Raw genomic sequence first — 22804 nt, forward strand, 5'->3', positions numbered from 1 at the left:
GAGCCGATCGATCGCTCCTAGTGTCCCCAAGATGCGCGGGAGTGTGGCTCCGGGGGCTAGAAAAAATTGGGCGGTCCGTCACGTCGGAACATGAACGGAAAAAAATTTATGTGACTCGCCAAGTTTAGCAGACCCTCAAATGGCTCTTGACGTGGTGATCGCTACAGTCCCATCGCCGGTGGGCGTGACAGTTCCATCGACTCGGTAGACTTCTCGCAACATGTTCTCGGTGAGTACTTCCTCCACGGCTCCGTGTGAGTAAACGGTGCCATTGTGGAGCACTACGATACGATCGGCGAAACGCGCTGCGTGCGATAAGTCGTGCATCGTGACCACTACCGCTGCTGGCGCCTCGACGGCGTAGGTGCAGATATGCTCCATCAGTGTCAGCTGATTGCGTAGGTCGAGGGCGCTGGTTGGTTCGTCCAACAATAGGGCTTGGGGTCGGCGCACGATCGCCTGGGCGAAGCTCACCAGTTGGCGCTGCCCACCGGATAGCTGGGACATCGTCCGGGCTTGGAGGTTTTCCAGACCCAGTCGTGCGAGGACCGTACTGACTCGATCCTGTGTAGTTGTGGCCACTCGCAATCCTCTGAACCCTGTGCGGGAGTGTTGGAGCGCCAACAGCACTGATTCGAACACTGTAAGGGTGCTTTCCGGCGGGGGATCCTGTGGCAAATAAACCGCGTCAGGTCCGGTGACGCTGCCACTGAATCGGCACAGCTGAGCCATGCAGCGCAGCAGGGTGGATTTACCAGCGCCATTGGGGCCGACAAGGGCGGTGACGGTTCCGGCGTTGATCCCCGGAAGAGACACGCCATTCAGGATCTGCGCTGCTCCGTGGGAAAAACTGAGGTCGGTGACCTGCAGCGCGGTGGCTGACGGAACCGTGGCGGGCTGTTCCACGAGGTTGTCCTTTCTGGGGTGAGGGAGGGGCTGGAGCGAGAAGAAGTGGGCGCGGCGAGGGGGTATTAGGTGGGAGAGGAGACGGTTCGGGGGCGGCGCAGAACGATGAGGACGACGAACGCCGGCACGCCCACAATCGCCGTGATGATGCCGACGGGCAGGATCGCGCCGGGCTGGATCAGCTTGGAGACCACGGAGGCTGAGGTAAGCAAGAGCGCCCCGGAGAAGATGGATGTAGTGAGGAAAAAGCGCTGATCCTCGCCGACAAGCATCCTGGCGATGTGCGGGCCGACGAGGCCGATAAAGCCAATCGTCCCGGCCATCGAAACGGCAGTCGCAGCCATGAGGGAGACGCCCACCAGTGTGAGCGTGCGCAGCCTGTTGACGTTGATTCCCATGGACCTGGCGCGGTCGTCTCCCATTCGAAACGCCGTCAGTGTCCACGCGTTGCGGTAGAAGAATGCGATGACGATCAGCGAGACGAGTGCCAGGAGGCCGATCTGGGGCCACGTGGCGCGCGTGATACTGCCCATCGTCCAGAAGACCACCTGTTCTAGCTGGGTCTGCGAGGCGAGGTATTGCATCAGTGCCAGGAGAGCGTCGAAAAGGAACACGATTGCAATGCCTAGCAAGATCATTCCCTGCGTGCCGGCGCTCTTTGACCGGGAGAAGAGGACAATCACCGCGCATGCTGCGATCCCGAACACCCACGCGCTGCCGGCCATCCCCAGCGTTGCACCAATTCCTGCGGCGGTGAATCCGGAGACGGTGGCGAAGGCGGCGCCGAAGCTGGAGGCGGCGGAAATACCCAGTGTGTAGGGCTCTGCGAGGGGGTTGCCCAGGATGGTTTGCATCTCTGCACCAGCGGCAGCGAGGGCAGCGCCGATGAGGACCGCCGTGATGGTCATTGGCAGGCGAATATCAAAGATGATCTGTCGGTCAACAGGGCGGGAATCGCTGGGGTGAAATAGCACATATATCGCCTCATTAGCAGGCATGCTGCTGCCGATGAGGAAATCTGTGGCGGTGACTGCACATAGCAGAGCCGCGAGCCCGGCGATGATTGCCACCTTGCGCCTGCTGGCTGCTCGGTACCAGCTCACGCCGGGACGTTGACGTTGCGGGATGCTGTCTTTGTGATCCTTCCCGTTTACGGCAGGGATTGACCGTGTCGGGGCGACGTGGCTCATGGCAAACCAGTCCAGAAGGTGCCGCTCGCCTCCACGGGGAGGAATTTTTCGTGCAGTTCCTTCATGTCAGCCTGCGGGTCAATGTCGGCAAACAGGTCGGGGTGCATGGCCTTGGCGAACCACTCGATGGCCAGGTAGTTGTACGGAGAGTCGTAGAAGTGATGCCACGCGGCGTAGGCTCTCTTGTCCTTGACGGCTCGCATTTCCTTGAGGACAGGTTGCCCGTTAACGACGCGCTGAAAATCCCGGGCTGCCTGATCGGCGGACTCGTCGTAACCGAGGGGGATAAAGCCAGTCTTTTTTGGCTGCTGCTTGGCATCAGTCCAGTCAGCGCCGGTGGCGATGATGACGTCCGGGTCTTTTCCGGCCAGCGCTTCGGGGGAGACTTGGCCTTGCTTACCTTCAATCATGTCGTCTCCCAGGTTCTTTCCACCTGCTGCGGTGACTAATTGAGCCAGGTTGGACTTGGCGAAAGTGGAGCAGCAGTCGAAGTAGCCGGGAGCTCGCCAAAGGAAGGTTGGGGTGGGAGTGGCCTTGGCTTTTTCCAACCGGTCGTGAACCATGTCCACCTTGGATTCGTAGAACCGGGCGTACTTCTCCGCCTCCTTTTCGTGCCCGAGTACTTTGCCGAGCAAGCGCACACTTGGTGCGGTGTTTTTTACTGGGTCAGTGAAGTAGTCGACGGCGACGGTGGGGATTCCGGCCTTGTTAAGACCGTCGACGATGCCGGCGTCTTGGGCGGCGTCGAAACTGTTCGCGGAGACAATGAAGACATCTGGGCGGGATTCCAGGGCCTGCTCGACGGACATCGAGCCATCGTAAACCTCACCGGTCTGCTTAATATCCCCGATCTCGGAGAATCTCTGTTGGTACTTCTTGTAAGTGCCGGGGTCGTTCTGCTGCAAGTCATCGGGCCAGGCGACGATCCCCTGGAGCGGGTTTTCCTTGTTGAGGATAGCGGTGGTGTAGAGCATTCTCTGTCCGCCCATGAGAACCCGCTCAACCTTCTTCGGAACCTCGACATTGCGCCCGAGGATGTCGGTGATCTGCTGTTTTTCTCCGTTGGTTGCGGAGTTCGTTCCATCACTGGCGCTACAGGCGGCGGTCATGAAAAGGCCGGTGGCGGCGACCGCTGAGACGACTGCGCGAGCTAGGCGAAAATGAGGGCGCATGGGGGAGCGGGGGCTGCGAGTTCTAAGTGACGTGAGGGTCAACTGCGTTCCTTTCTTTGGGTCGACTTACTTAGGTTAGTCACACCTTATTTAGATGGCAATGCTTGGAAGAGAATGTCGTCATTTCGCTGCCCCACACCCCCGTTAGCTAAGTGAAGCGAGGCGTCGAAAAAAGGCTCGTAGTAGCAGCACCGCAGTGGTGGCGAAGCCGACAATCAACCCCCACCACACGCCGTAGCCCTCCCATTTCAGGAGCTTGCCCATCACCAGAATCCCGGGTACCCCGACCAGCCAGTATCCAATGAGAGTGCAGCGCAGCCCGGAAGTAGTGTCCTTGAGCCCTCTCAGTAATCCCACCGCCACATTCTGAATTCCCTTAGAGAACTGCTGCAACACCGCGAGGCACAGAAGCAGGACGGCGATATGGAAGGTGGTGGCGTCGGCATCTCCCAGGAACGGGCTCAGCACCCAGCGTCCCAGTAGGAGCCATAGTGCGCCCATAACCCCCAGGTACGTGACCACGACGAGTAATACGCGCCGGGTCACCGCGCGTACCGCGTTGGCACCTTCGGCTCGTGCCCTCGTGATGAGCACCGACCCGCCGTGGGAGAAGCCGATGCAGACCTGGTAGACGATGTATGCCAGCTGGTTTACCACGTTATGTGCCGCCAACATCTGCGGACCGAGGGTTCCCATCACCAATCCGGCGATTGTTGTAATCGCCGCCTCCGAGCCATAGGTCAGACTGACTGGTACTCCGAGACGCACTAGGTGGCGTATAGTCTCCCCATCGCCTGCGCGGGGAAAGACGTGAAAATAGGGTTGCAACTCGGGTAAGCGCAGCACTATCACACGGAAGGCCAACAGGGTTAATAGTTGGACGATAGTCGTGGACAGTCCGATGCCCGCCACTTTCCATGCATCCGATGTCGACAAAGCCATAAATGTCCAGTTCAGAGCTATGTTGACGAAGATTGATACCAGTGTGATGCCTAGAAGAGAGCCTGGTTTCCGCATGCCTACGGCGAACTGGCGCAAGACATTGAGCCACAACATAGGGATGAGTCCCGGCGCCAATGTGAGCGTCATGGCGAAGGTGAGACGGGCGACCTGCTCGTCGATGGGCAGAGCAAGAACCAGTGCTCCGAAGGAGATGGCCAATAGCGCGCCGAGAATCGCAGTACCCGTCCCTACGGCGAAGGAGGAGCGCACGGCTCGGCGGATCTTCTCCGCGCTTTCCTCGGAAGGTGGATCTGAAGGATCCTTCCGCTCCATCTCTGCCGCAGCTTCGGCTACGAGATTTGAGCTGGCTGTCACCATACCCACGCACATCGTGCGGATCTGGTTGTAGAGCTGCATCGCCAGGCCACCGCCGGCGATCGCCATTACGCCCACGGATTGCAACATCAGAACGTCCGTGGTGGTCAGCGCTACCCCAGCAAGCTGCACCCCGGCGATGGGAAGAGAAATTCCCAGGACTTCGCGATACTTCTGCATGGAGCTCAACCTCGCGGCTACCTTCATCTCCGCACCGCGCTGCAGGTCTGCAAGGTCTGCACTCCTTCATGGATTGCTGCCCCGGCGGTTCCTCCCACCAATAATCCGTGTCGCCGGGCGAGTACACGCGAGGTGGTGAACATTATTTCCTCATGTCCCATTCTCCTAGGTTCATGTGTGGTTCCGCAGAATGCGCTGTCCGTGCCCACGACGGCGACGAGCACGTCAACGCTGTCCCGGTATGAACCGGAATTGGCTGAGCGTTCCATAGTTGTGCGTGTTGAACCTTGTCTCGTGAGGGGGAAGTTTCCATTTGTCCTGGGCTGCCTGCGACGCAATCCCGGTGCCTCCAGAGGTGGCGATCACTTTGAGGGAGTGATCTTTTTGTGTAGCAGATGTTAGGTAAGGCTAGGCTACTAAACTCCGGGGCTAATAACTTCTTACACTGTGAGGGATAGGGGGCGCAAGGATACAAAAAAGCCCCAGTCTGTGACCTGTGTGGAGCCACTGACTGGGGCTATTGTTGGTCGGGATAACAGGATTTGAACCTGCGACCCCCTCGTCCCGAACGAGGTGCGCTACCAAGCTGCGCCATATCCCGGTCTGGAGCGGCACGTTAGTTCTGCGAACTGCGAGCAACCTCGCAAATGATGCAAAGCCAACGGCTGCAACTCGAACAACTATAGCCCGCAGAGGGGACAATTTTCAAAATGGCTGTATAGAGGGCATTTTCCTTTGCTTTCCTCTGTTATCCCTCTTCTTCTCTGCCGCTTATTCCGACGGCTTCTCCACGATGTGGATCAGTGTTGCCGACGGGCGGCAGAAGGTGCGGAAGGGCACATACTTCGAGTTACCCAACCCGTTGGTCACGTGCAGCCACATGCGCTCGGTCCAGCGAGATAGTCCACGCACACGGCTACGGTCGATGCCGCAGTTCGTCACGATGGCGCGCCCACCAGGCAGGCACAGTTGCCCACCGTGCGTGTGACCGCTCAGTACCAGCTGATATCCGTCAGCGGCGAAGTGGTCCAGAACGTGCGGTTCCGGGGAATGGCTGAGGCCGATGGCCAAGTCGGCGTCACTATTCGGACGACCAGCAATCTGCGAGTAGTCGTCGAGCTCGTGGTGAGGGTCGTCCACACCAGCGATGGCCAGCTTGATCTTTGCAGGGCTAGTAAGCGAACCCGTTGCCGCCGGGTCGATAGCGAACTCAACCGTGGCATTCGAGGCATCATGCCAGCCACGTTCGATAAAGGCGGCGCGCATCCCCTTCCAAGGCAGCTGCTCATCGGAAGGCTTGCGCTTCTTGCCAAGCAGATAAATGAAGGGGTTCACAGGGCGGGGCGCAAAATAGTCATTGCTGCCGAATACGAACACTCCTGGGCGTTCCAGTAGCGGACCGAGTGCACGGAGAACTCCCGGTACGCCCTCCTTTTCGCCCAGGTTGTCGCCGGTGTTGACTACCAGGTCAGGATCCAACTCGTCGAGTGCCGCAACCCATTCCTGCTTGTGGTGCTGCTTATCCAGCATGTGCAGGTCGCTTACGTGTAGCAACCGGAAGCTATCCCAATCAGCAGGTAGGGTGCCGGGCTCTAGCAACGGCACGGTGACCTCGTGGAGCTGGAACTTGAGGGTTTCTCTATATGACGCCGCAGATACTGCTACGCTAGCGGCTCCAAGTCCGGCCACGCACGCCAGCAGCCTGGCAGGAATTGAACGTTGCTTGTGGGGCTCGGCATTGGCATTGCGGGAGTTCTTTTTCACGTCTTCCAGAGTATCGCTTCGCGCTCTTTGGGGAAGGTGGTGGTCGGCCGGACGCTACTGGAACTGGCGCAGTAGATCGTTCAAATCGTTGAGCCCACGCTGAACTTCAGGCGGCAGGTTGATCTCTGGAGGTGGGGTGTTGGTCTGCGGCGGCGCTGCGTTGTTTGTGCTGGTTCCGCCTCCGCCAGTGTTGGTTACGGGCGCGCCCCATTTACCGGGGTTCGTACCTGCATCGTACTTCTTGTTATAGGACGGGAGCTTGCCACCACCGTATTTGTTAATGACCGGCTTGGAGGTCTCGAAGAAGATCCGTGCCGGCTCGTTACCGCCGTAGAGGTTGCCATTGCCACATTGGCGTACAGGCGCCGTGCACAGATTCTTGGCAGTACCGCCGTCGTTGAAGATGTAGGAAGATCCAGCCCAGCCCGGGGTGAACCCTAAGAATGCGGCGGAGAAGCTGGTTTCCGTCGTGCCGGTCTTTGCGGATACAGGGGCGCTCCATCCCGTTGCGCGCGCAGAAGCGGCAGCTGTTCCGCCTTGTACATCGCTTCCCATGCCGTTGGCCAGCGCATCCGCGATATCTTTATCGATGGCTTGCTCGCATTTCGCCTCTTCGAAATCCACCTTCTTGCCGTTGCGATCCTTGATGCCTAGCACGGGAAGTGGCTCGCACCAGCGGCCGTGATCGGCGAGGCTGGCGGCAACGTTGGAGAGCTCCAGTGGATCCACGGCAGTGGGACCCAAGACGAAGGAGCCAAGGTTATTGTCCTTGATGTACTCCTCCACAGAGTGCTCGCCGTCGAAACTGCCTTTTTCCTTATAGGAACGCAGCCCCAGTTTGATGGCGATATCCACAATGCGCTTCATCCCGACCTTCTCCGCCATCTCGACGAAAGGCGTATTCGGACTTGTCGCTAGCGCTTCTTTTAGAGTCATGTTCGGCTTGTAGGAGCCAGCGTTTTCCACGCAGTACTTGCCTGGCGGGCAGCCGCGAGCACCACCTGCACCCATGCCTTCGACCTCCGCTCGGGCAGGAACGGCGAGGTTAGTGTTCAACCCCATGCCGTCTTCCATTGCAGCTGCCGCGGCAAAGATCTTGAAAACGGATCCGGCGCCGTGGCCCTGCATAGAGTGCGTCAGTGGTAGCACAGTCTGCCGCTTGTCCTGATTCAACCCGTACTTGCGCGAGGAAGCCATGGCTAGAACTTGGTGCATGCCGTCCTTGGGAGCCAAGTAGTCGGTAGCCGCCGATACACCCTCCTGAGTCGGTGACACTTTGCTGCGTGCCGCCTTCTCTGCGCTCTTCTGTGCCTGCGGATCCAGTGTGGTGCGAATGGTGTATCCGCCCTTTGTGATTTCGTCCTTAGGAATGCCCTTCTTGTCCAGGTATTCCAGAACGTAGTCGCAGAAGAACCCGCTTCCGCCTGCGCCGATGCAGCCGTTAGTTGGGATCTTGGGGGCCTTCAGCACGCCCAGCGGCTTCTTAGCGAGAGCATCTGCCTCGCTCCGCGAGAGAGTCTTGGAATTCACACGCGCCTGGAGCACGGCGTTGCGTCGATCCTTTGCGCCATCGGGGTTCGTATACGGATCCAGGGCGCTAGTCGACTGCACAATTCCGGCGAGGAATGCCGCTTGGTTATCGTTCAGATCTGCCGCGTTGACGCCGAAGTAGGTCTGTGCCGCAGCCTGAACGCCAAAAGCACTGTTGCCGAAGGAAACCAGGTTGAGATAGCGAGTCAGGATCTCGTCCTTCGTCAGTTTCTTATCTAGCTGGCCGGCCATCTTCATTTCGCGCAGCTTACGCGGCAGAGAAGTCTCGATCGCTTCCGCTGCCTGGTCCTCGTTTTCCGCAGAGATCAGCCACAGATAGTTCTTCACATACTGCTGATTGATCGTCGATGCACCCTCGGAGACCCCACCACTGGAGATATTTGCCACCGCGGCGCGCAGGGTGCCACGGATATCCACGCCTTCGTGTTCATAGAAGCGCCGGTCCTCAATAGCGACAATGCTGTCTTTCATCGCCTGTGAAATCTTGTCCGATGGCACTTCGGTGCGGTTTTGGTTGTACACCCAGGCAATGGTTTTGCCATTCCGATCTGTGATCCGCGAGCGGAGCGGAACGGTGTTGTTCTCCGAAATGTCTTTCACATTGGAGTTCATCGTGTCCGTGCTGGCGTTAACCATCCAGCCGCCGGCCCCGGCAAACGGCAGAATGGCTGCGGCGAGCAGCACGCCACCGGCCAGGATGGCGAGGAATAGTCTTAGAAATGCCTTCGGTGCTTCCACGCGTATCACCATAACCCACGCCCCGGACAACCCTCCGCCCCTTTCTTTTTGACGCCTACATTCCAGCTGTCGGGGGTGATCCTTGAACTCTTGCATATGCGCATTTCGTGGGGGAGGAGCGCAGTGTAGCGCAGGATAGGAAGTTCGCTAGTTTGTGATGTGCGACACGTTTTACTGATAGTGCTGACCAGCGGGATCGTGAGGGCGTCAAAAGAAAAATGCTCGGCGCGACGTGTGATGTGGGAGGTTTTCCCTGGTTAATTGAATCCCTACTCGACGAGTGTCGCGTGGATATCAATTACCCCCAAAATGTGACGTATTCGACACTTCTAAAAACGTGTGAATAAAATTACTACTACAGCAAGCCTCATATGGCAGTTGGTGGTAAGAAACGACAACCGACGCACAAGGAGCGACGGCCACCCTGCCGAAAGGCACGTTTCGGAGGAGAAAATGACTGCATCGCTCGCCCACACAAAGGTCAGTAACGGTTCGAAGCCGACCTGCCAGCCTGCCGAACAAATCACGACCCGCGAGTCTTTCAATAATCGCGGCGAGTGGATTACCCAGGCGCACTGCCGCAACGTGGATCCGGACGAGTTGTTTGTAAAGGGGGCAGCTCAGCGCAAGGCCGTAGCTATCTGCCGCCACTGCCCTGTAGTGCTCCAGTGCCGTGCTGATGCACTGGATAACAAGGTGGAGTTCGGCGTGTGGGGTGGCATGACCGAACGTCAGCGCCGCGCCCTGCTGCGCAAGCACCCCGAGATCACCAGCTGGGCAGACTTCTTCGCCGGCCAGCTGGAAGCAGCTAAAGCAGCTAAGTAAACCGCCGAACCGCTAAGGTGGTGGCCATGACTAACTGGGAATACGTAACCGTACCGCTGCTCACTCACGCGACGAAGCAGATCCTCGACAACTGGGGCCAGGATGGCTGGGAGCTCGTTTCCGTGCTGCCCGGACCGACCGGCGAGCAGCACGTCGCTTACATGAAGCGCCCCCTGGAGCAGTAACCATGGCGCAGCAGAACTTCCGTTCCAAGCTCGAAGAGCTCGGCCTGCAGCTCCCGCCGGTGGCCGCACCCGTCGCCGCCTACGTCCCCGCTGTGCGCAACGGCAACCTCGTCTACACCTCCGGACAATTGCCTTTCGTAGACGGTAGCCTGCCTGTCACTGGCGTGGTCGGCGCGGATGTCACTGAGGCGCAAGCCTATGACGCCGCCCGTACAGCTGCACTAAACGCCATTGCCGCGATCGATGATCTGGTGGGAATCGAAAACATTGAACGAATTGTAAAGGTCAATGGTTTTGTTGCCTCCACCGCCGGCTTTGGTGGCCAGCCCGGCGTAGTCAATGGCGCTTCCGAGCTGCTGGGAGAGATCTTCGGCGAGGCGGGAGTGCATGCTCGCGCAGCTGTCGGCGTGGCCGCACTGCCGCTGAACGCCCCCGTAGAGGTAGAAATCATCGCGCAGATCAGCGCATAGTTTGTAGGTTCGTTCTACACTGGGAGGCATGGAGCACCCCGCTTATAGCCAACTACGTCCCGTAACCCCGAACGTCGGTGTCGTCCTCGCACCGAACCCCAGCTATGCAGCCTTGGAAGGCACGAACTCCTGGGTAATCAAGGGAGAAAACGACACAGTATCTGTTGTGGTGGATCCAGGTCCGCAGGATGAGGGCCACCTGAACGTACTCAACACTAAGGCCACCGATGGTGGCGCGGAGATCGGCGCTGTGCTGTTGACGCACCGCCACGCGGATCACGCCAATGGAGCTCAGCGCTTCCGCCAGATTTCTGGCGCTCCGATCCGTGCCTTCGACAAGCAGTACTGCATCGCTGGTGAGGAGCTGAAGGATGGGGAGATTATCTCCTTCGAGGGCCTGACCCCCACCATCGAGGTCGTTCACTGCCCCGGCCACACCTCTGACTGCGTGGCTTTCTTTATCCACTCCAACGGCGGTACTGATGATTCCGACGTAGAAGGCATCATCACTGGCGATACGCTGGCAGGTCGTCACACCACTATGATCTCCGAAACTGATGGTGATCTAGGCGCTTACCTGGAAACGCTGGCCAAGCTGCGCGAGCGTGGCCAGGATAAGCCTCTGCTGCCAGGACACGGTCCGGATCAGCCGGATCTAGCTGCCGTGGCACAGAAGTACATCGACCGTCGTGAACAGCGCCTGGAGCAGGTCAAGGCCGCCCTAAAGAAGCTGGGCGATGATGCTTCGGTCAATGAGATCGTGGACGAGATTTACACGGACGTCGATCCGGTGCTGCGTGACGCTGCGGCACAGTCCACTCGCGTGACGCTGCGTTTCCTGCGCGGTGACGAGAACTAACACGACGAACGCTAACTCGTAACTGAACGAAAGCAAGCCCCGCTAGAACTCCTAGGAGGATTTCTAGCGGGGCTTTTGTTTTTACCCCAGTGGGCTAAAAGTTGCCTTTAGCGGGCGCGCTTAGCCAGGCGCTCGGTGTCGGAGATCAGCACCGACTTTCCTTCCAGACGGATCCAACCGCGGTGGGCGAACTCGGCCAAAGCCTTGTTCACGGTCTCGCGGGACGCGCCGACCAGCTGGGCGATCTCTTCTTGCGTGAGGTCGTGGTGGACGCGAAGAGCGGTGCCTTCTTGGGTGCCGAAGCGGTTCGCCAACTGCAGCAGAGCCTTGGCCACGCGACCGGGAACATCGGTGAAGATAAGATCAGCCAGGGAGTTGTTGGTGCGGCGCAGACGGCGGGCAAGCACACGCAGCAGCTGCTCTGCAATCTCCGGGTGCTCGCTGATCCAGTTGTGCAGCATGGTGGAATCCATCGACGCCGCGTGCAGCTCCGTCACGCAGACAGCGGAGGAAGTGCGAGGACCGGGATCGAAGATGGACAACTCGCCGAACATGTCGGAAGGTCCCATAACGGTCAGCAGGTTCTCACGTCCATCAACGGAGTGGCGGGCGAGCTTCACCTTGCCGCTGATAATGATGTACAGCTGGTCTCCCGGCTCACCTTCGTCGAAGATAGTGGTGCCACGAGGAAACTTGACGGTATCCAGTTGTTCGATGAGGGTACGCACGGCGGTGGGTTCAACACCCTGGAAGATGCCTGCCCTCGATAGTATTTCGGATACTTCTGCCATCCCTTGTTTCACTTCCGTTTCTGGCATTGCGGTGGCTGGGGTGAACCACCTCGCGTACATCTAGAGAAAAATATGTATCGTTCGTCTCTTCTGTTAGAGCATACCCAACTATGTCACAGCGCAATTCCACGGGAAGGTACATTTAAGAATATTATTGGCTGCCATTTCCGGTCGCAGAATGAGTATCCTCGCTGTTTTTAAGTTCCTTCCTTCAGCCCTCGACATTCTAAAGGTTTTATGTCCCTCCCGTCCTCCCCACGAACTTCCCAGAATACAAACCAGAAGAGATCCCAGAAGCAACCGATTCCGCCAACCCTGCCGCGTATCGGCTCTCACATTGCTGCGAAGGGCGAGGAAACCCCGTTAGGCCGCAAGCGTCGTGCGCGCAAAATCAACCGCGCTCTCGCCGAGGCCTACCCGGGGGCACACTGCGAGTTGGACTTCCAAAATCCCCTTGAGCTGTTGGTTGCCACCGTCCTTTCCGCACAGTGCACCGACAAACGCGTCAATGCCGTCACCCTGGCTCTGTTCCGTCGCTACCCCACCGCTGTTGATTACGCAGAAGCGAACATCGAGGACGTCGAACAGATCATCAAGTCCACCGGGTTCTACCGCTCAAAAGCCAAGAGCATCGTCGGCCTGGCCCAGGCAATCGAGGACAACCATGGCGGGGAGGTTCCCGGAACCCTCGAAGAACTGGTCAAGCTCCCCGGGGTGGGGCGGAAGACTGCAAACGTGGTGCTCGGCAACGCTTTCGGAGTGCCGGGTATTACGGTGGATACCCACCTTGGTCGCCTGGCACGCCGCTGGAAACTCACGGAGCACGAGGATCCTGTGCAAGTCGAACGCGACCTTATGGAACTCATCGAACGCAAGGAATGGACCCTTTTCTCGCACCGGGCGATCTTCCATGGCCGTCGTATCTGCCATTCGCGCCGAGCAGCGTGTGGAGCCTGCTTCCTCGCCCGCCAGTGCCCAAGCTTCGGGGTGGCGGGGCCAGCTGACCCGGAGGTGGCGTCAAAAATGATTAAGTCCGATGACCGCGACCACCTGCTGGGCATTGCCGGATTCTAACCGGTACGACGAACAGGCCGGGTACACTGACTTTTTGTTATGTCTGCACCTGCCGAACACTCTCCTCGAACACGCGCGATCATTATTGCCGTCACACTGGTCGTTGGCATCGCCATTGCGTGCCTGCCGCTCATTGCAGCGCTGCGCGAGGACGCTCCGGACGATGCAGGTGCGACTAGTTCTGCCATGGGGGAGGACGCCCCCTCAGCGCCAGCGACCAACGGGCCTGTCGAGGTAGCGCAGAAAGTACGCTGCCCGGAAGGTGCAGGCAAAGATGCAGGGAAAGCACAGCTCAGTCCCAATGCGGAGCTGCGGGATGTGCGCCTACCGTGTTTGACTAATGGCGAAGGCGATGGCGCAGAAACCTCGCTGGCCGAGCAGCTGGCCGGAAAGCCCACGGTGGTCAACGTCTGGGCCTGGTGGTGCGCTCCCTGCCGTGAGGAGTTGCCGACGATTCAACAGCTAGCGGACAAGCACCCCGAGTGGAATGTCGTCGGCGTGCATCTGGATGCCAAGGCACAGGCAGGTGCCGATATGCTACGCGACCTGGGCGTAGATACTTTGCCGAGTTACCAGGATTCCAACCACACCTTCGACTCTGCAGCGAACCTGCCAAAAGTCGTGCCACTAACCGTGGTCTACAACCCGGACGGCACCCGCGCGCGGTTATATGCGCAGACTTTCCATGGTGCCGAAGAGCTAGAAGAGGCGGTGCAAAAAGCCCTATGACGCACCCGCACAAGCAACTTCAACAGTGGCTTACAAATATAGACATCCAACCGAAATTACCTTCTGACCTGCCCGAATGGCTGCGTGAATTTGCCCGCGACTGTCGCGAAGTGGACATCCACCAGTACCTGAATGACTCCGCTCGGATCGTGCCAGAGACGGACGACCAAGGTCGCCCTCCGCGCTATTCGGCGGTGCTGGTTCTGCTTTCTGGTGACGCCGACTTCCGCCGCCCTGCTGGAACCACAGGCAGACAAGCCTTCCCCGCCGATGCAACCATGCTGTTGACACATCGCACACCGACCATGCGCAACCACAGTGGGCAGGTTGCCTTCCCCGGCGGGCGTGTGGAGGATGCCGATGCCGGGCCGATCGACACTGCCCTGCGAGAGGCGGAGGAGGAAACCAGTCTGGATCCGACGACGGTGGAGCCTTTCGCAATCTTGCAACCGATATATATTGCCCGCTCAAATTTTGCTGTGGTGCCTGTGGTGGCGTGGTGGCGTCAACCTCATAAGGTAAGCTGCCCCACAACCGAAAACGATTGGGTCGAACCCTTTCCCTTAAGTGAGCTGGTGAATCCGCAACGGCGTTTTGAGGTCGGCTTCGCTGGCTGGCGCGGACCGGCCTGGAACCTGCACATCGGTGCGGATAACCCGCTGGTGCTGTGGGGATTCACGGGAGGCGTGATCAATGCGCTGTTACAACGTGCGGGATGGGAAGAGCCTTGGTCCAGTGGTGGTGCTAGCGGCGCGGATGAGCCGTGGAACCTCTTTGAGACCCTTGCCGGATCCGCTAATGGCGAAGCGCTGAAAGAGATGCGGGAAGGGTTCGACCGAGCCAATGAATCAGGCAGAAACGGAGGCGCACCATGAGCGGAACCACGGGGTCGCTAACCCTCGATATTGTGCTGGTCTTTTTGTGCCTCGGCGCTCTGCTATCCGGTTATCGACAGGGCGGATTTAGCGCCGTACTGAGCTTTGCAGGCGTAATTCTGGGTGGGTTCTTCGGTGTAAAACTCGTGCCCTTGGCAGTGCACCTAGCGGAGGATAAAGCACCAGATAGTTACAGCGCCCGATTCTTCGCCGCGCTGCTCACCGTGACCGTGGTCGTGGTGGTGGGCTACGCAATCGGCTCGGGAGTAGGGGCGAGACTGCGGGACAAAATCCGCACCCGCGAGGCTTTGAGAGCAGAGTCCCTAGTGGGCGCGATTGTGCAGGTTTTTACGACTCTGCTGATCGTGTGGTTGATCCTTGTACCCATCGCTGCCGGCAATATCGGCGGTCTAGGGAAAGCCATTAGAGGCAGCAAGATTTTAAGCAGCGTGGGCAATGCTGCCCCGGCGTGGTTCAAACAGCTGCCTGCCCAGACGTCGCAGCTGATTAACGACTCGGGCTTCCCCATGATCGCCGATCCGATGGAGAACCTGCCTACCGCAGAGGTCGACCCGCCAGATAACGCGCTGATGCGCTCGCCGGCGGTGACAAACACACGCGATAGTGTGCTGCGCGTCGTCGGTGAGGCGGAAAAATGCAAACGCCTTCTGCAGGGCAGTGGTTGGGTGGTTGCCGAGGACACCGTGATGACGAATGCGCACGTGGTGGCGGGAACCAACAAGGTAACGCTCGCTACGAAGGACGGTCCGCATGAGGCTGAGGTTGTGTACTACAACCCGCAGGTGGATATCGCCCTGCTACATAGCGACAATCTGCCGTATGTGCCTATGAAGTGGGCTGAGGGAGAAGGCCAGCAAGGCCAAGACGCCATCGTGATGGGTTACCCGAACGGCGGTCCATTCAAGGCCTCGCCCGCACGAATCCGTGAAAAGTTCGTGGTCAGCGGGCCGAATATCTATGCTGACTCCCGTGTGGAGCGCGAAAGCTACTCACTGCGCGGTTCGGTGGTGCAGGGGAACTCCGGTGGCCCGCTGATCGATACCGATGGTCACGTGTTGGGGCTAGTGTTCGGTGCGGATATGAATGAGAAGGACACCGGCTACGCCCTGACTAGGGAAGAAGTAATGAGCCACGTTGGAGACGTGACCTCCCACCGCGGGCCCATCGAGACTGGCGCCTGCGTGGCGGACTAGCGGCTTTCGGCGCGCATGTGTTCGCGGAGGAGCTCCGCGATGCAGGGTGGATCTTCCACGTGGGGATAGTGCCCCACACCAAACAAGAGTTTGCGTTCCACAGCTTCGGCGCGCTGGGCGGACTTTGCCGCCAGGGCCTCGTCAAAGATGGGATCCATGCTGCCGTCGATAGCCAACAGAGGAACTGGGGTGGTGGCGGGGAAGGTCCGCTCAAACCTCATGCCCTCGGGGCGGAAGCGACTGCGGAACGGCCAGCGCAGATACTCACAGGACAAATGCGCGACCTTATCCACCTGCATGGCTTCGCGGCGGAGTGCGGCATTTGTGAAGTAGGCGTCCGTATCCCTAAACCCCGGGGCCACACCGGCCCTAAAGATCTTCTCGGCGGCCGCGGCGTTATCCGCCAAAAGCTTGCGCTCCGGAAGGCGCGGCAGCTGAGCGGAGAGAACCCGGCGGGCAAAATTCGGCTGTGAGAACGGCTGAGCCAGGATGCCACGGAAACGCAGCAACGGGTTAATGGAAGACAGAGTGACAAAGCTGCGGACACGTTCCGGGGTATGAGCCACGAGCGTCCACGCGACCATGCCACCGTAGCCATGGCCGACGACGGTGGCGGTCGTGTGCCCGAGGCCGCGGATCACCCCGGCCATGTCACTGGCGGCGGTGGTGAGGTCATAGCCGCGCGGGGTCTTATCCGAGCGACCATAGCCCCGCAGATCCACAGCGGCGAGGCGGAAGTGCTCACCAGCTAGCTGCTGCATCAGCGGATGCCAGTCGAAAGCACCCCCACCGAAGCCGTGGATGAAAAGTATAAGCGGCGCCTTGCGGGGGCCTTGTACGTCCACGCGAAGACGCACACCCCGCGAATGCACGAAAGTGGCATGCGGGGTGTGCGGATCTGAAGCGTGAGTGTCTTCGGACGTCATCTAAGGAGCGGCAGTTTAGGTGTACATTCCCGGCTGACGTGCAGAGGCGCTGTTCCTGCCCTTCTGCGGGATGACGGACTTAAGCTCTCCGACGGACTCGATGGTCTTCTCCGGCTTCTTAACACCCTTAACCTTCTTCAGACCGATTAGTGCCAGGATGGCCACCAGAACCAGCATGAATAGGAAGACGACCAGGAAAGCCGCCCAGCGCCACATGAAGGTATCCAGTACCTCGGCGATGGTGAAGAAGAGGAAGAAGGAGCTGTAGGCCAGAATCACGGCAGCTGCGCCGAACAGGCCAGCGCCGATGCCCGCCTTCTTAGCGGACGTAGCGATCTCGGTCTTTGCCAGCTCAACCTCAGAGCGGACGAGGGAGGAAACCTGTGCAGAGGCATCCTTCACCAGGTCGCTGATACTAGCCTGACCCTTGGCATGAGTATCCACATCGGACAGTGGAATAGCGTTGACCTGCGGGTTGAAGCTATCGCGGTCTGTGAACATGCCCTCGCGATCGTTGTTGCTCACTGTAAAACTCCTGTGGTTACACCTAATTGACTTCCCCTAGTTTGCCAGACCACGGCAAAGAATGCGCGCGCGGGTGCATTATTGTCTTAAATATGGATGACAAATCTGCGCACGACCCGCTCGTTGGACTAGCCGAATTGCCCGGAGTGCCGGAGGCTGTGGCTCAGACTAATGACCACCTGGCGCGGCTACATCGCCACCCTGCAAACCTACGTGGGTGGGATGTCACGGGAGCCGAAGCGGTGCTACGCGGAGCACGCGCCTCGGCGCAGCTGGATGGTGGATCACCGCGTCTGCCAGAGGATGGCCAGGTGGAGGATCCGATCCTGGCCGGCGCGTTGCGTGCCGCTGAGTTTTTGGCGCCGGACGGGATCACAGAAACAGTGACTACGTGGCGCCGCGCCCCGCTGCAGATCATCGCTCGCATCAATGCAGTTGCCAGCCCCCAAATGTCCGATCCTGCATTCCGTCAAAAAGCTGCAGGTGATGCGGAGTTTTTGGTACCGGGGCGCCCACGCCGTTCGACCGATGCACGCCTGCAGCTGCTGGGTAAGTTCATTACGGGTGGCACCAAGGTGAATGCCACGGTGCTATCGGCAGTGATCCATGGTGAGCTGCTGACATTGCGACCTTTTGCGGACGCCACCGGCGTTACCGCTCGTGCTTGTTCCCGTCTGGCGACCATCGCCACTGGCTTGGATCCACGTGGTCTGGGTGTGCCGGAGGTGTGGTGGAACCGCAAGCGCGACGAGTATCTGGCTAAGGCCGAGGGGTTCGCCAGCGGCACCCCGGAGGGGGTGGCCGAGTGGATCGTTTTCCACGCCACGGGGCTATCCGAGGGGTCGCTGGAGGGTAAGTCGATCGCTGACGCCAAGCAGGGGTAGTGCGCTTGGGGGGCGATTGAGGTTGCTTAGGCGTGTTTAGGCGTCCTCGTCGCGCCCGCGCCACCACATTGCAAGGCCAGTAGCGGCGATACCCAGCAGGGCGAGTGTGGCACCGGCGCCTGCAATAACTGCCGCCTGTGGGAACAGCGGTTCCGGGCGGTTGAACTGCTTGATCGGCCAGCTCTCTTCCGTAGCCCGCTTCTTTAGGGGGCGGTCCGGGTTCACGGCAACCGGGTTGCCCACCAGCTCCAGCATGGGGATGTCGGTGGCGGCGTCGGAATAGGCGTAGCTTTCGTCCAGGTCATAGCCGTGCTCGGCGACAAGTTCTCGGATGCGCTCGACTTTCGCGTGGCCTTTGTTGAAGTGCGTGACGGCGCCCGTGAACCGCCCGTCCTTTTCTTCTAGCTCGGTGGCAAAGAGGTGATCCACGCCCAGTTCCTTGGCGATGGGTTGCACCATGATGGACGCGGAGGCAGTGACGATGGCGATGCTGTGCCCTTGTTCGCGGTGCCATTCGATGAGTTCGCGCGCTTCGGCATAAATAAATGGAGTGATGACCTCTTGCAGTGCGTCTTGTGCGACCTGTCGCAGGGGTTCGGATTCACGGTCTTTAATGATCCTGGTCAGCGCTTCTTTTGTGGATTCTAGGCTGTCCTCGGAATGAGTCGTGAACATGTAATTGCCCAGCATGGCCATCATTTTCAGCACCTCGCCGGTATTCAGCAGGCCACGTTCGGCCATCGGGCGGCGGTAGGCCAGGGATGCCGACGTGTCGATGATCGTTTTATCGAGGTCGAAAATGGCCAGTACGCGCTTCTCGCCCGAGGTGTCGCGTGGTTCCTGGTGCTGAGTCACATTTGTCATTCTAATTACATTGCGACACTTATGTCACTCTCATCTTTCTGCGTTGCGGGTTATCCACAGGATCCAGACCCTTTTTTATGACGCCACCCCGACTTTTCCACAGCTCAGAAATCAGGGGTATACCTACGAGTCCGAAGCTGCGAGTCTTTGGTTCATGGGTGGAGCGAAGAGACAGAGAAAAAGAAAAACGCCGGCCGCGACAGAGTCGCTGCGACCCGTAATCATTGATATCGCTGATCCCCTGTGGAACAACGAGGCTCGCATGGTGGTTGCGGTGACCCGGCGACCAATGATTATTCACGACGGCACGGCGGAATCGACCGCGGAGCTCTTACAAGAACTGGACCGGAAAGACGGATTTGCCTGCCAGAACTCTGCGATTGTTCTGAGCGACAAGGAAAGCGAGCTCACCCGGCATCACTTGGTGCGAACCATCCGCGTGGATCGCCTGGAGCCCTCCCTGGATGCCGGGGGTGCGATGGTGTTAGCGGAGATGATCGGCTCGACAGACGCCCTGCGCATTGCGGTGAGCTCGGCGACCGGTGGTGCTGGATCAAGTTTGTTTGCGGCACAGTTGGCCTATTACATGTCCTGTGAAGGCAGGCCTGCGGTATTGGTGGACGCTGATCCCCACTCCTGTGGTTTGGATTTGGTGCTGGGCAAGGAACGGCGACCCGGCCTGACGCGTAACCAGATTCCCGCCGATTGTGATTTCGATCAGCTGCGCAGCCACCTGCTGATGCTGGGTTTCGACAGTGCAGGTGGAAAGAAGATCGATGCAGAAGGCGGGGCGGTACCCGTGATCTACGCTGACCGATATCCGACTTTCGGCGCGCACAGTGGCGGACGGGGGCTCGACATCGGGCAGATCGCGCACCTTATGCACGCTGACGACCTAGTCGTGGATTGCGGACGCAGCCTGCCAGTGGCTGATAGTGCGAGTGCAGGGTGGTCAGAACAGTGGGGCGCAGCGGAGCCCGACGTTCACGTACTTGTGGCTCCATTGACCATCCAGGGTGTGACAGCCGCCGGTGCGTTGCGTAACCGGATGCTCGAAAACGACCGGGCGCAACCACTGATAGTCCTCCGTGAGATCCCTGGTGCATCGACCTCTGTGGCCGTCGCCGCGATGATGCTGGATGAGGTTCCCGTGGCTGTTATTCGGCACGATACTCACTGCACGCCGGCGTTGGATAGGGGAGAGGCTGAGTACTGGATCGAAAGCTCTTTGAAGAACGACCGGGTTCGTGGGCCGGTGCGTGAGGTATGGGAGAAGATCCTGCGCATCGTTGGCGAATGTGCACTGCCGCTAGCCAGTTAGTGGTCTCAAAGAAAGGGGGAGACGTGGGGGCGTCACGAAGAAAGAACACTGAGCTGAAGAAGCTTAAGAAACAGCAACAGCGAGAATCCGCGCGTAGTCTCCTCGCGATTGTGCGAGATGACCTGGCAGAACAAGGAATTAGCAGGCCGGACGAGCGAGACCTTTCGCAGAGTTTGCACTTGATCGGCAAAGCGAGCGTGGAGAATGTACGCACACTCCAGCGCGAGTTCAGTGGGCTGGGACCCCTGGCAGAGCCGCTGCAAGATCCGTTGGTGACGGACGTGGTGCTAAACGGTGATGGCAGCGTGTGGGCAGATCGTGGCGAGGGAATGCAGCGAGTTGACGGGGTGAACATCGGAGTAGAAGCAGCACGTGAACTGGCTGTTCGAATGGCAACAATGTGCGGGGAGAGACTGGATGAGGCAAGACCATTTGCAGACGGGGTGCTGCGCGAGCTGCCGCCGGACGTGGCTGCTCAGACGATCCGTATACATACCTTGCTGGCTCCTCCGGCAGCGGGAGGGAGCTGCATTAGCTTGCGTGCGATCACCGGGCAGAAGAACAAGTTGGATGCGCTGGTTGCAAATGGACTGACGAGTCCGGATATGGCAGATGTGCTGCGGCGAATTGTGCGGGCGCGACGCAACATCCTGATTAGCGGCGGGACGGGTGCGGGAAAGACCACCCTGTTGGCGGCGTTGTTGGCGGAGGTGGCGCGCGATCAGCGGTTGATCGTGGTGGAGGATACCCCGGAGCTGCTGATCGACCATCCACATGTGGTGGCGCTAACCACCCGTGAGGGCAATGCGGAGGGTGCGGGTGCGATCTCCATGACTGCATTGGTGAAGCAGAGTCTGCGGATGCGGCCGGATCGCATCGTGGTGGGGGAGATTCGTGGCCCGGAGGTGGCAGATTTGCTGGTGGCGCTCAATACCGGGCATGCGGGCAGTGCAGGAACCATCCATGCTAACGATCCGGCGAGCGTTCCCGGACGGTTGGAAGCGTTGGGTGCGATGGCTGGCCTGGATCGGATGGCTCTTTCGCGCCAGGCGATCGACGGGATTGATGTGGTGCTGCACGTTTCCCGCACGGAGAAGGGCCGGCGACTAACGCACATCGCGCGATTGGTCGGGGATGAACGGGCACGCATCGAAGTGCTGTGGCAGCGGCGGGGTGGGCAAGAATGTGTGCCGGAGGGTTTTAAGGAGTTCTGCGATGAACTGGGCTGAGGGAACGCTCATGATCTCCGTTTTGGCGGTCGTTGCGGCAGCGCTGATGGTCGCTTTTACGTTGAAGATCGTGATCGGGCGTGTGCTGAAAACCCGCCGACACATGAAGACTTTGGCCGAGGTACGTGACGCCGTGGATGCCATTGCTCGCGAGGTGATGGCCGGCGGGCGACCATTGGATGCGGTTGAGCACGCCACGTCGGGGCTGAAGTCTGAGACTCTGCGTCGCGAGTTGGATGTTGCCTGTGTGAAGGTGCGCTTGGGAGCCGTGCCGGGCCCGGACATTGCGGGAGCAGAGGTGAAGGAGAGCGACGCCTCCAGTTTCTTCGCCCACCTTTTCAATATTTGGGGAATTTCCCACCGTCACGGTGTGGGGCTGGCTGGACTGGCACAGTCGCATGTTACCGACATAGATGCACAACTAGCCCACATTTCTAAGTCCACGTCCGCGACAGCGGGAGCACGACTGACGGTAACGGTGCTATTGGCATTACCGATCGGCGCGGTGGGATTGGGGCAAAGTAGCGGGCTCGGCACTCTGAGCTTCCTGCTGACCAATGTGCTGGGGGTGCTGCTCTTTCTCACTGGGATTGGTCTGGTGTGCGCGGGCACTTTGTGGACGGAGCATCTCAGCGAATCACTGACTACATCACCGCTGGGAGGAGTGGGTGTGCGGGCTGGACCGTCTAGCTCGACACCCATGGGGCCACTGGATGCTGCTCGCGCCCTCGATGTCACAGCCGCAGCACTACACGCCGGAAAGGCGCTGCTACCTGCGTGGACGTTAGGGGTGGGGCCGCTTGCCCAACAGGACGAAGGAACGCTCAGGCACGCTATGGCTCTCCTGCATCTCGGTGGAGGAGCCCAGGCGTGGCTCACTCTGGCTGACCATCCCCTGCTTGGGGCCATTGCCCGCCAAGCTGCACAGCAGACTCGCGCCGGAACATCACTGGCCGATGGAATGCACCAGCAGGCCGAACATCTCCGGCGCATTGCCGCAGACAAGGCAACTGCCGGAGCTGAAAAGGTCTTGATAGCTTTGGCGGCCCCGTTGACCCTCTGCTTCCTCCCAGCCTTCGTTTTTGTCGGCCTCATACCACTGGCCATTGGCATGGCTTCGTTATGAGGCTTTGGGAGGGGAGATAGAGGTGTTCCTTAAATGACTACACCGACAACCGAAAAAGGGTGCGCGGACACTGCGACCCGGGAAGGAAA

22 protein-coding genes and 1 tRNA gene are annotated in these 22804 nt (G+C 59.4%); 12 read left to right on the forward strand and 11 right to left on the reverse strand.

The window, feature by feature from the left end; translation table 11 throughout:
- Positions 1-135 precede the first annotated feature (135 nt).
- The 7 genes from ACUY2T_RS04770 to ACUY2T_RS04800 form a co-directional block, all read right to left on the reverse strand.
- A complete protein-coding gene (locus tag ACUY2T_RS04770; protein WP_293790885.1) occupies positions 136-906 on the reverse strand; it encodes an ABC transporter ATP-binding protein in 771 nt (256 codons plus the stop codon).
- A 65-nt stretch (positions 907-971) separates the two neighbouring features.
- Positions 972-2096, reverse strand: a complete 1125-nt coding sequence (locus ACUY2T_RS04775) for a FecCD family ABC transporter permease (protein WP_293790884.1) — start codon at positions 2094-2096, stop codon at positions 972-974.
- Positions 2093-3310 (reverse strand): ABC transporter substrate-binding protein, encoded by a 1218-nt coding sequence (locus ACUY2T_RS04780; protein ID WP_448307760.1) that lies wholly within the window; start codon positions 3308-3310, stop codon positions 2093-2095. Before ACUY2T_RS04780 ends, ACUY2T_RS04775 begins: the two co-directional genes overlap by 4 nt.
- A gap of 102 nt (positions 3311-3412) precedes the next feature.
- Positions 3413-4765, reverse strand: coding sequence for an MATE family efflux transporter (locus ACUY2T_RS04785; protein ID WP_448307761.1), 1353 nt, complete (start codon positions 4763-4765; stop codon positions 3413-3415).
- Positions 4766-5289: 524 nt separating this feature from the next.
- Positions 5290-5366 (reverse strand) — tRNA-Pro (locus ACUY2T_RS04790).
- A gap of 170 nt (positions 5367-5536) precedes the next feature.
- Positions 5537-6478, reverse strand: coding sequence for a metallophosphoesterase (locus ACUY2T_RS04795; RefSeq protein ID WP_448307854.1), 942 nt, complete (start codon positions 6476-6478; stop codon positions 5537-5539).
- Positions 6479-6583: 105 nt separating this feature from the next.
- Positions 6584-8830 carry a transglycosylase domain-containing protein gene (locus ACUY2T_RS04800; RefSeq protein ID WP_448307762.1) on the reverse strand — a complete coding sequence of 749 codons (2247 nt, stop codon included), beginning with the start codon at positions 8828-8830 and terminating at the stop codon, positions 6584-6586.
- 441 nt (positions 8831-9271) lie between these two features.
- Here ACUY2T_RS04800 and ACUY2T_RS04805 point away from each other — a divergent pair, with 441 nt between their 5' ends.
- The 4 genes from ACUY2T_RS04805 to ACUY2T_RS04820 are packed head-to-tail and all read left to right on the forward strand — an operon-like array spanning position 9272 to position 11157.
- On the forward strand, positions 9272-9643 hold the full coding sequence (locus ACUY2T_RS04805) for a WhiB family transcriptional regulator (protein ID WP_293790876.1): 372 nt from the start codon (positions 9272-9274) through the stop codon (positions 9641-9643).
- A gap of 26 nt (positions 9644-9669) precedes the next feature.
- Positions 9670-9828 carry a DUF4177 domain-containing protein gene (locus ACUY2T_RS04810; RefSeq protein ID WP_011274258.1) on the forward strand — a complete coding sequence of 53 codons (159 nt, stop codon included), beginning with the start codon at positions 9670-9672 and terminating at the stop codon, positions 9826-9828.
- A gap of 2 nt (positions 9829-9830) precedes the next feature.
- Positions 9831-10298: a RidA family protein gene (locus ACUY2T_RS04815; RefSeq protein WP_448307763.1), complete on the forward strand. Its 468-nt coding sequence runs from the start codon at positions 9831-9833 to the stop codon at positions 10296-10298.
- 28 nt (positions 10299-10326) lie between these two features.
- Positions 10327-11157, forward strand: a complete 831-nt coding sequence (locus ACUY2T_RS04820; protein ID WP_448307764.1) for an MBL fold metallo-hydrolase — start codon at positions 10327-10329, stop codon at positions 11155-11157.
- A 107-nt stretch (positions 11158-11264) separates the two neighbouring features.
- Here ACUY2T_RS04820 and glxR read toward each other — a convergent pair whose 3' ends face one another.
- Positions 11265-11948: a CRP-like cAMP-activated global transcriptional regulator GlxR gene (glxR, locus tag ACUY2T_RS04825; protein ID WP_293790873.1), complete on the reverse strand. Its 684-nt coding sequence runs from the start codon at positions 11946-11948 to the stop codon at positions 11265-11267.
- A 237-nt stretch (positions 11949-12185) separates the two neighbouring features.
- Here glxR and nth point away from each other — a divergent pair, with 237 nt between their 5' ends.
- From nth to ACUY2T_RS04845, 4 genes are read left to right on the forward strand one after another with little or no spacing between them, the layout of a single operon-like run.
- Positions 12186-13022: an endonuclease III gene (gene nth / locus ACUY2T_RS04830; protein ID WP_448307765.1), complete on the forward strand. Its 837-nt coding sequence runs from the start codon at positions 12186-12188 to the stop codon at positions 13020-13022.
- A 39-nt stretch (positions 13023-13061) separates the two neighbouring features.
- Entirely contained in the window at positions 13062-13751 is a 690-nt protein-coding gene (locus tag ACUY2T_RS04835; RefSeq protein WP_448307766.1) for a redoxin domain-containing protein, read from the forward strand.
- Complete coding sequence (locus tag ACUY2T_RS04840; RefSeq protein ID WP_448307767.1) at positions 13748-14626, forward strand: NUDIX hydrolase; 879 nt, start codon at positions 13748-13750, stop codon at positions 14624-14626. Before ACUY2T_RS04835 ends, ACUY2T_RS04840 begins: the two co-directional genes overlap by 4 nt.
- Positions 14623-15840: a MarP family serine protease gene (locus tag ACUY2T_RS04845; RefSeq protein WP_448307768.1), complete on the forward strand. Its 1218-nt coding sequence runs from the start codon at positions 14623-14625 to the stop codon at positions 15838-15840. Before ACUY2T_RS04840 ends, ACUY2T_RS04845 begins: the two co-directional genes overlap by 4 nt.
- Here the strand turns inward: ACUY2T_RS04845 and ACUY2T_RS04850 are convergent.
- Positions 15837-16766 carry an alpha/beta fold hydrolase gene (locus ACUY2T_RS04850; RefSeq protein ID WP_448307769.1) on the reverse strand — a complete coding sequence of 310 codons (930 nt, stop codon included), beginning with the start codon at positions 16764-16766 and terminating at the stop codon, positions 15837-15839. The two genes, ACUY2T_RS04845 and ACUY2T_RS04850, sit on opposite strands and share 4 nt — an antisense overlap.
- A gap of 15 nt (positions 16767-16781) precedes the next feature.
- Positions 16782-17267, reverse strand: a complete 486-nt coding sequence (locus tag ACUY2T_RS04855) for a phage holin family protein (protein ID WP_293790920.1) — start codon at positions 17265-17267, stop codon at positions 16782-16784.
- Positions 17268-17383: 116 nt separating this feature from the next.
- Between ACUY2T_RS04855 and ACUY2T_RS04860 the strand changes: the two genes are divergently transcribed.
- Complete coding sequence (locus ACUY2T_RS04860) at positions 17384-18175, forward strand: oxidoreductase (RefSeq protein WP_448307770.1); 792 nt, start codon at positions 17384-17386, stop codon at positions 18173-18175.
- A gap of 36 nt (positions 18176-18211) precedes the next feature.
- On the opposite strand, the gene ACUY2T_RS04865 is transcribed toward ACUY2T_RS04860, so the two are convergent.
- Positions 18212-19039: an HAD family hydrolase gene (locus ACUY2T_RS04865; protein ID WP_448307771.1), complete on the reverse strand. Its 828-nt coding sequence runs from the start codon at positions 19037-19039 to the stop codon at positions 18212-18214.
- A 154-nt stretch (positions 19040-19193) separates the two neighbouring features.
- Here ACUY2T_RS04865 and ACUY2T_RS04870 point away from each other — a divergent pair, with 154 nt between their 5' ends.
- From ACUY2T_RS04870 to ACUY2T_RS04880, 3 genes are read left to right on the forward strand one after another with little or no spacing between them, the layout of a single operon-like run.
- The gene (locus ACUY2T_RS04870; RefSeq protein WP_448307772.1) at positions 19194-20360 is read left to right on the forward strand and encodes a hypothetical protein; all 1167 of its coding nucleotides are present in this window, start codon (positions 19194-19196) and stop codon (positions 20358-20360) included.
- 23 nt (positions 20361-20383) lie between these two features.
- The gene (locus tag ACUY2T_RS04875) at positions 20384-21589 is read left to right on the forward strand and encodes a TadA family conjugal transfer-associated ATPase (RefSeq protein WP_448307773.1); all 1206 of its coding nucleotides are present in this window, start codon (positions 20384-20386) and stop codon (positions 21587-21589) included.
- A complete protein-coding gene (locus ACUY2T_RS04880) occupies positions 21576-22715 on the forward strand; it encodes a type II secretion system F family protein (protein ID WP_448307774.1) in 1140 nt (379 codons plus the stop codon). The genes ACUY2T_RS04875 and ACUY2T_RS04880 overlap by 14 nt, the downstream gene beginning before the upstream one ends.
- The last annotated feature ends 89 nt before the right edge of the window (positions 22716-22804 follow it).

The organism is Corynebacterium sp. 22-2729, assembly GCF_053479475.1.

Coding starts and splice junctions, on each gene's coding strand:
- ACUY2T_RS04775 (WP_293790884.1), bottom strand. CDS start 2,096: ATGAGCCACGTCGCCCCGACACGGTCAATCCCTGCCGTAAACGGGAAG.
- ACUY2T_RS04785 (WP_448307761.1), bottom strand. CDS start 4,765: ATGCAGAAGTATCGCGAAGTCCTGGGAATTTCTCTTCCCATCGCCGGG.
- ACUY2T_RS04800 (WP_448307762.1), bottom strand. CDS start 8,830: ATGGTGATACGCGTGGAAGCACCGAAGGCATTTCTAAGACTATTCCTC.
- ACUY2T_RS04805 (WP_293790876.1), top strand. CDS start 9,272: ATGACTGCATCGCTCGCCCACACAAAGGTCAGTAACGGTTCGAAGCCG.
- ACUY2T_RS04810 (WP_011274258.1), top strand. CDS start 9,670: ATGACTAACTGGGAATACGTAACCGTACCGCTGCTCACTCACGCGACG.
- ACUY2T_RS04815 (WP_448307763.1), top strand. CDS start 9,831: ATGGCGCAGCAGAACTTCCGTTCCAAGCTCGAAGAGCTCGGCCTGCAG.
- ACUY2T_RS04820 (WP_448307764.1), top strand. CDS start 10,327: ATGGAGCACCCCGCTTATAGCCAACTACGTCCCGTAACCCCGAACGTC.
- glxR (WP_293790873.1), bottom strand. CDS start 11,948: ATGGCAGAAGTATCCGAAATACTATCGAGGGCAGGCATCTTCCAGGGT.
- nth (WP_448307765.1), top strand. CDS start 12,186: ATGTCCCTCCCGTCCTCCCCACGAACTTCCCAGAATACAAACCAGAAG.
- ACUY2T_RS04835 (WP_448307766.1), top strand. CDS start 13,062: ATGTCTGCACCTGCCGAACACTCTCCTCGAACACGCGCGATCATTATT.
- ACUY2T_RS04840 (WP_448307767.1), top strand. CDS start 13,748: ATGACGCACCCGCACAAGCAACTTCAACAGTGGCTTACAAATATAGAC.
- ACUY2T_RS04845 (WP_448307768.1), top strand. CDS start 14,623: ATGAGCGGAACCACGGGGTCGCTAACCCTCGATATTGTGCTGGTCTTT.
- ACUY2T_RS04850 (WP_448307769.1), bottom strand. CDS start 16,766: ATGACGTCCGAAGACACTCACGCTTCAGATCCGCACACCCCGCATGCC.
- ACUY2T_RS04855 (WP_293790920.1), bottom strand. CDS start 17,267: ATGTTCACAGACCGCGATAGCTTCAACCCGCAGGTCAACGCTATTCCA.
- ACUY2T_RS04860 (WP_448307770.1), top strand. CDS start 17,384: ATGGATGACAAATCTGCGCACGACCCGCTCGTTGGACTAGCCGAATTG.
- ACUY2T_RS04865 (WP_448307771.1), bottom strand. CDS start 19,039: ATGACAAATGTGACTCAGCACCAGGAACCACGCGACACCTCGGGCGAG.
- ACUY2T_RS04870 (WP_448307772.1), top strand. CDS start 19,194: ATGGGTGGAGCGAAGAGACAGAGAAAAAGAAAAACGCCGGCCGCGACA.
- ACUY2T_RS04880 (WP_448307774.1), top strand. CDS start 21,576: ATGAACTGGGCTGAGGGAACGCTCATGATCTCCGTTTTGGCGGTCGTT.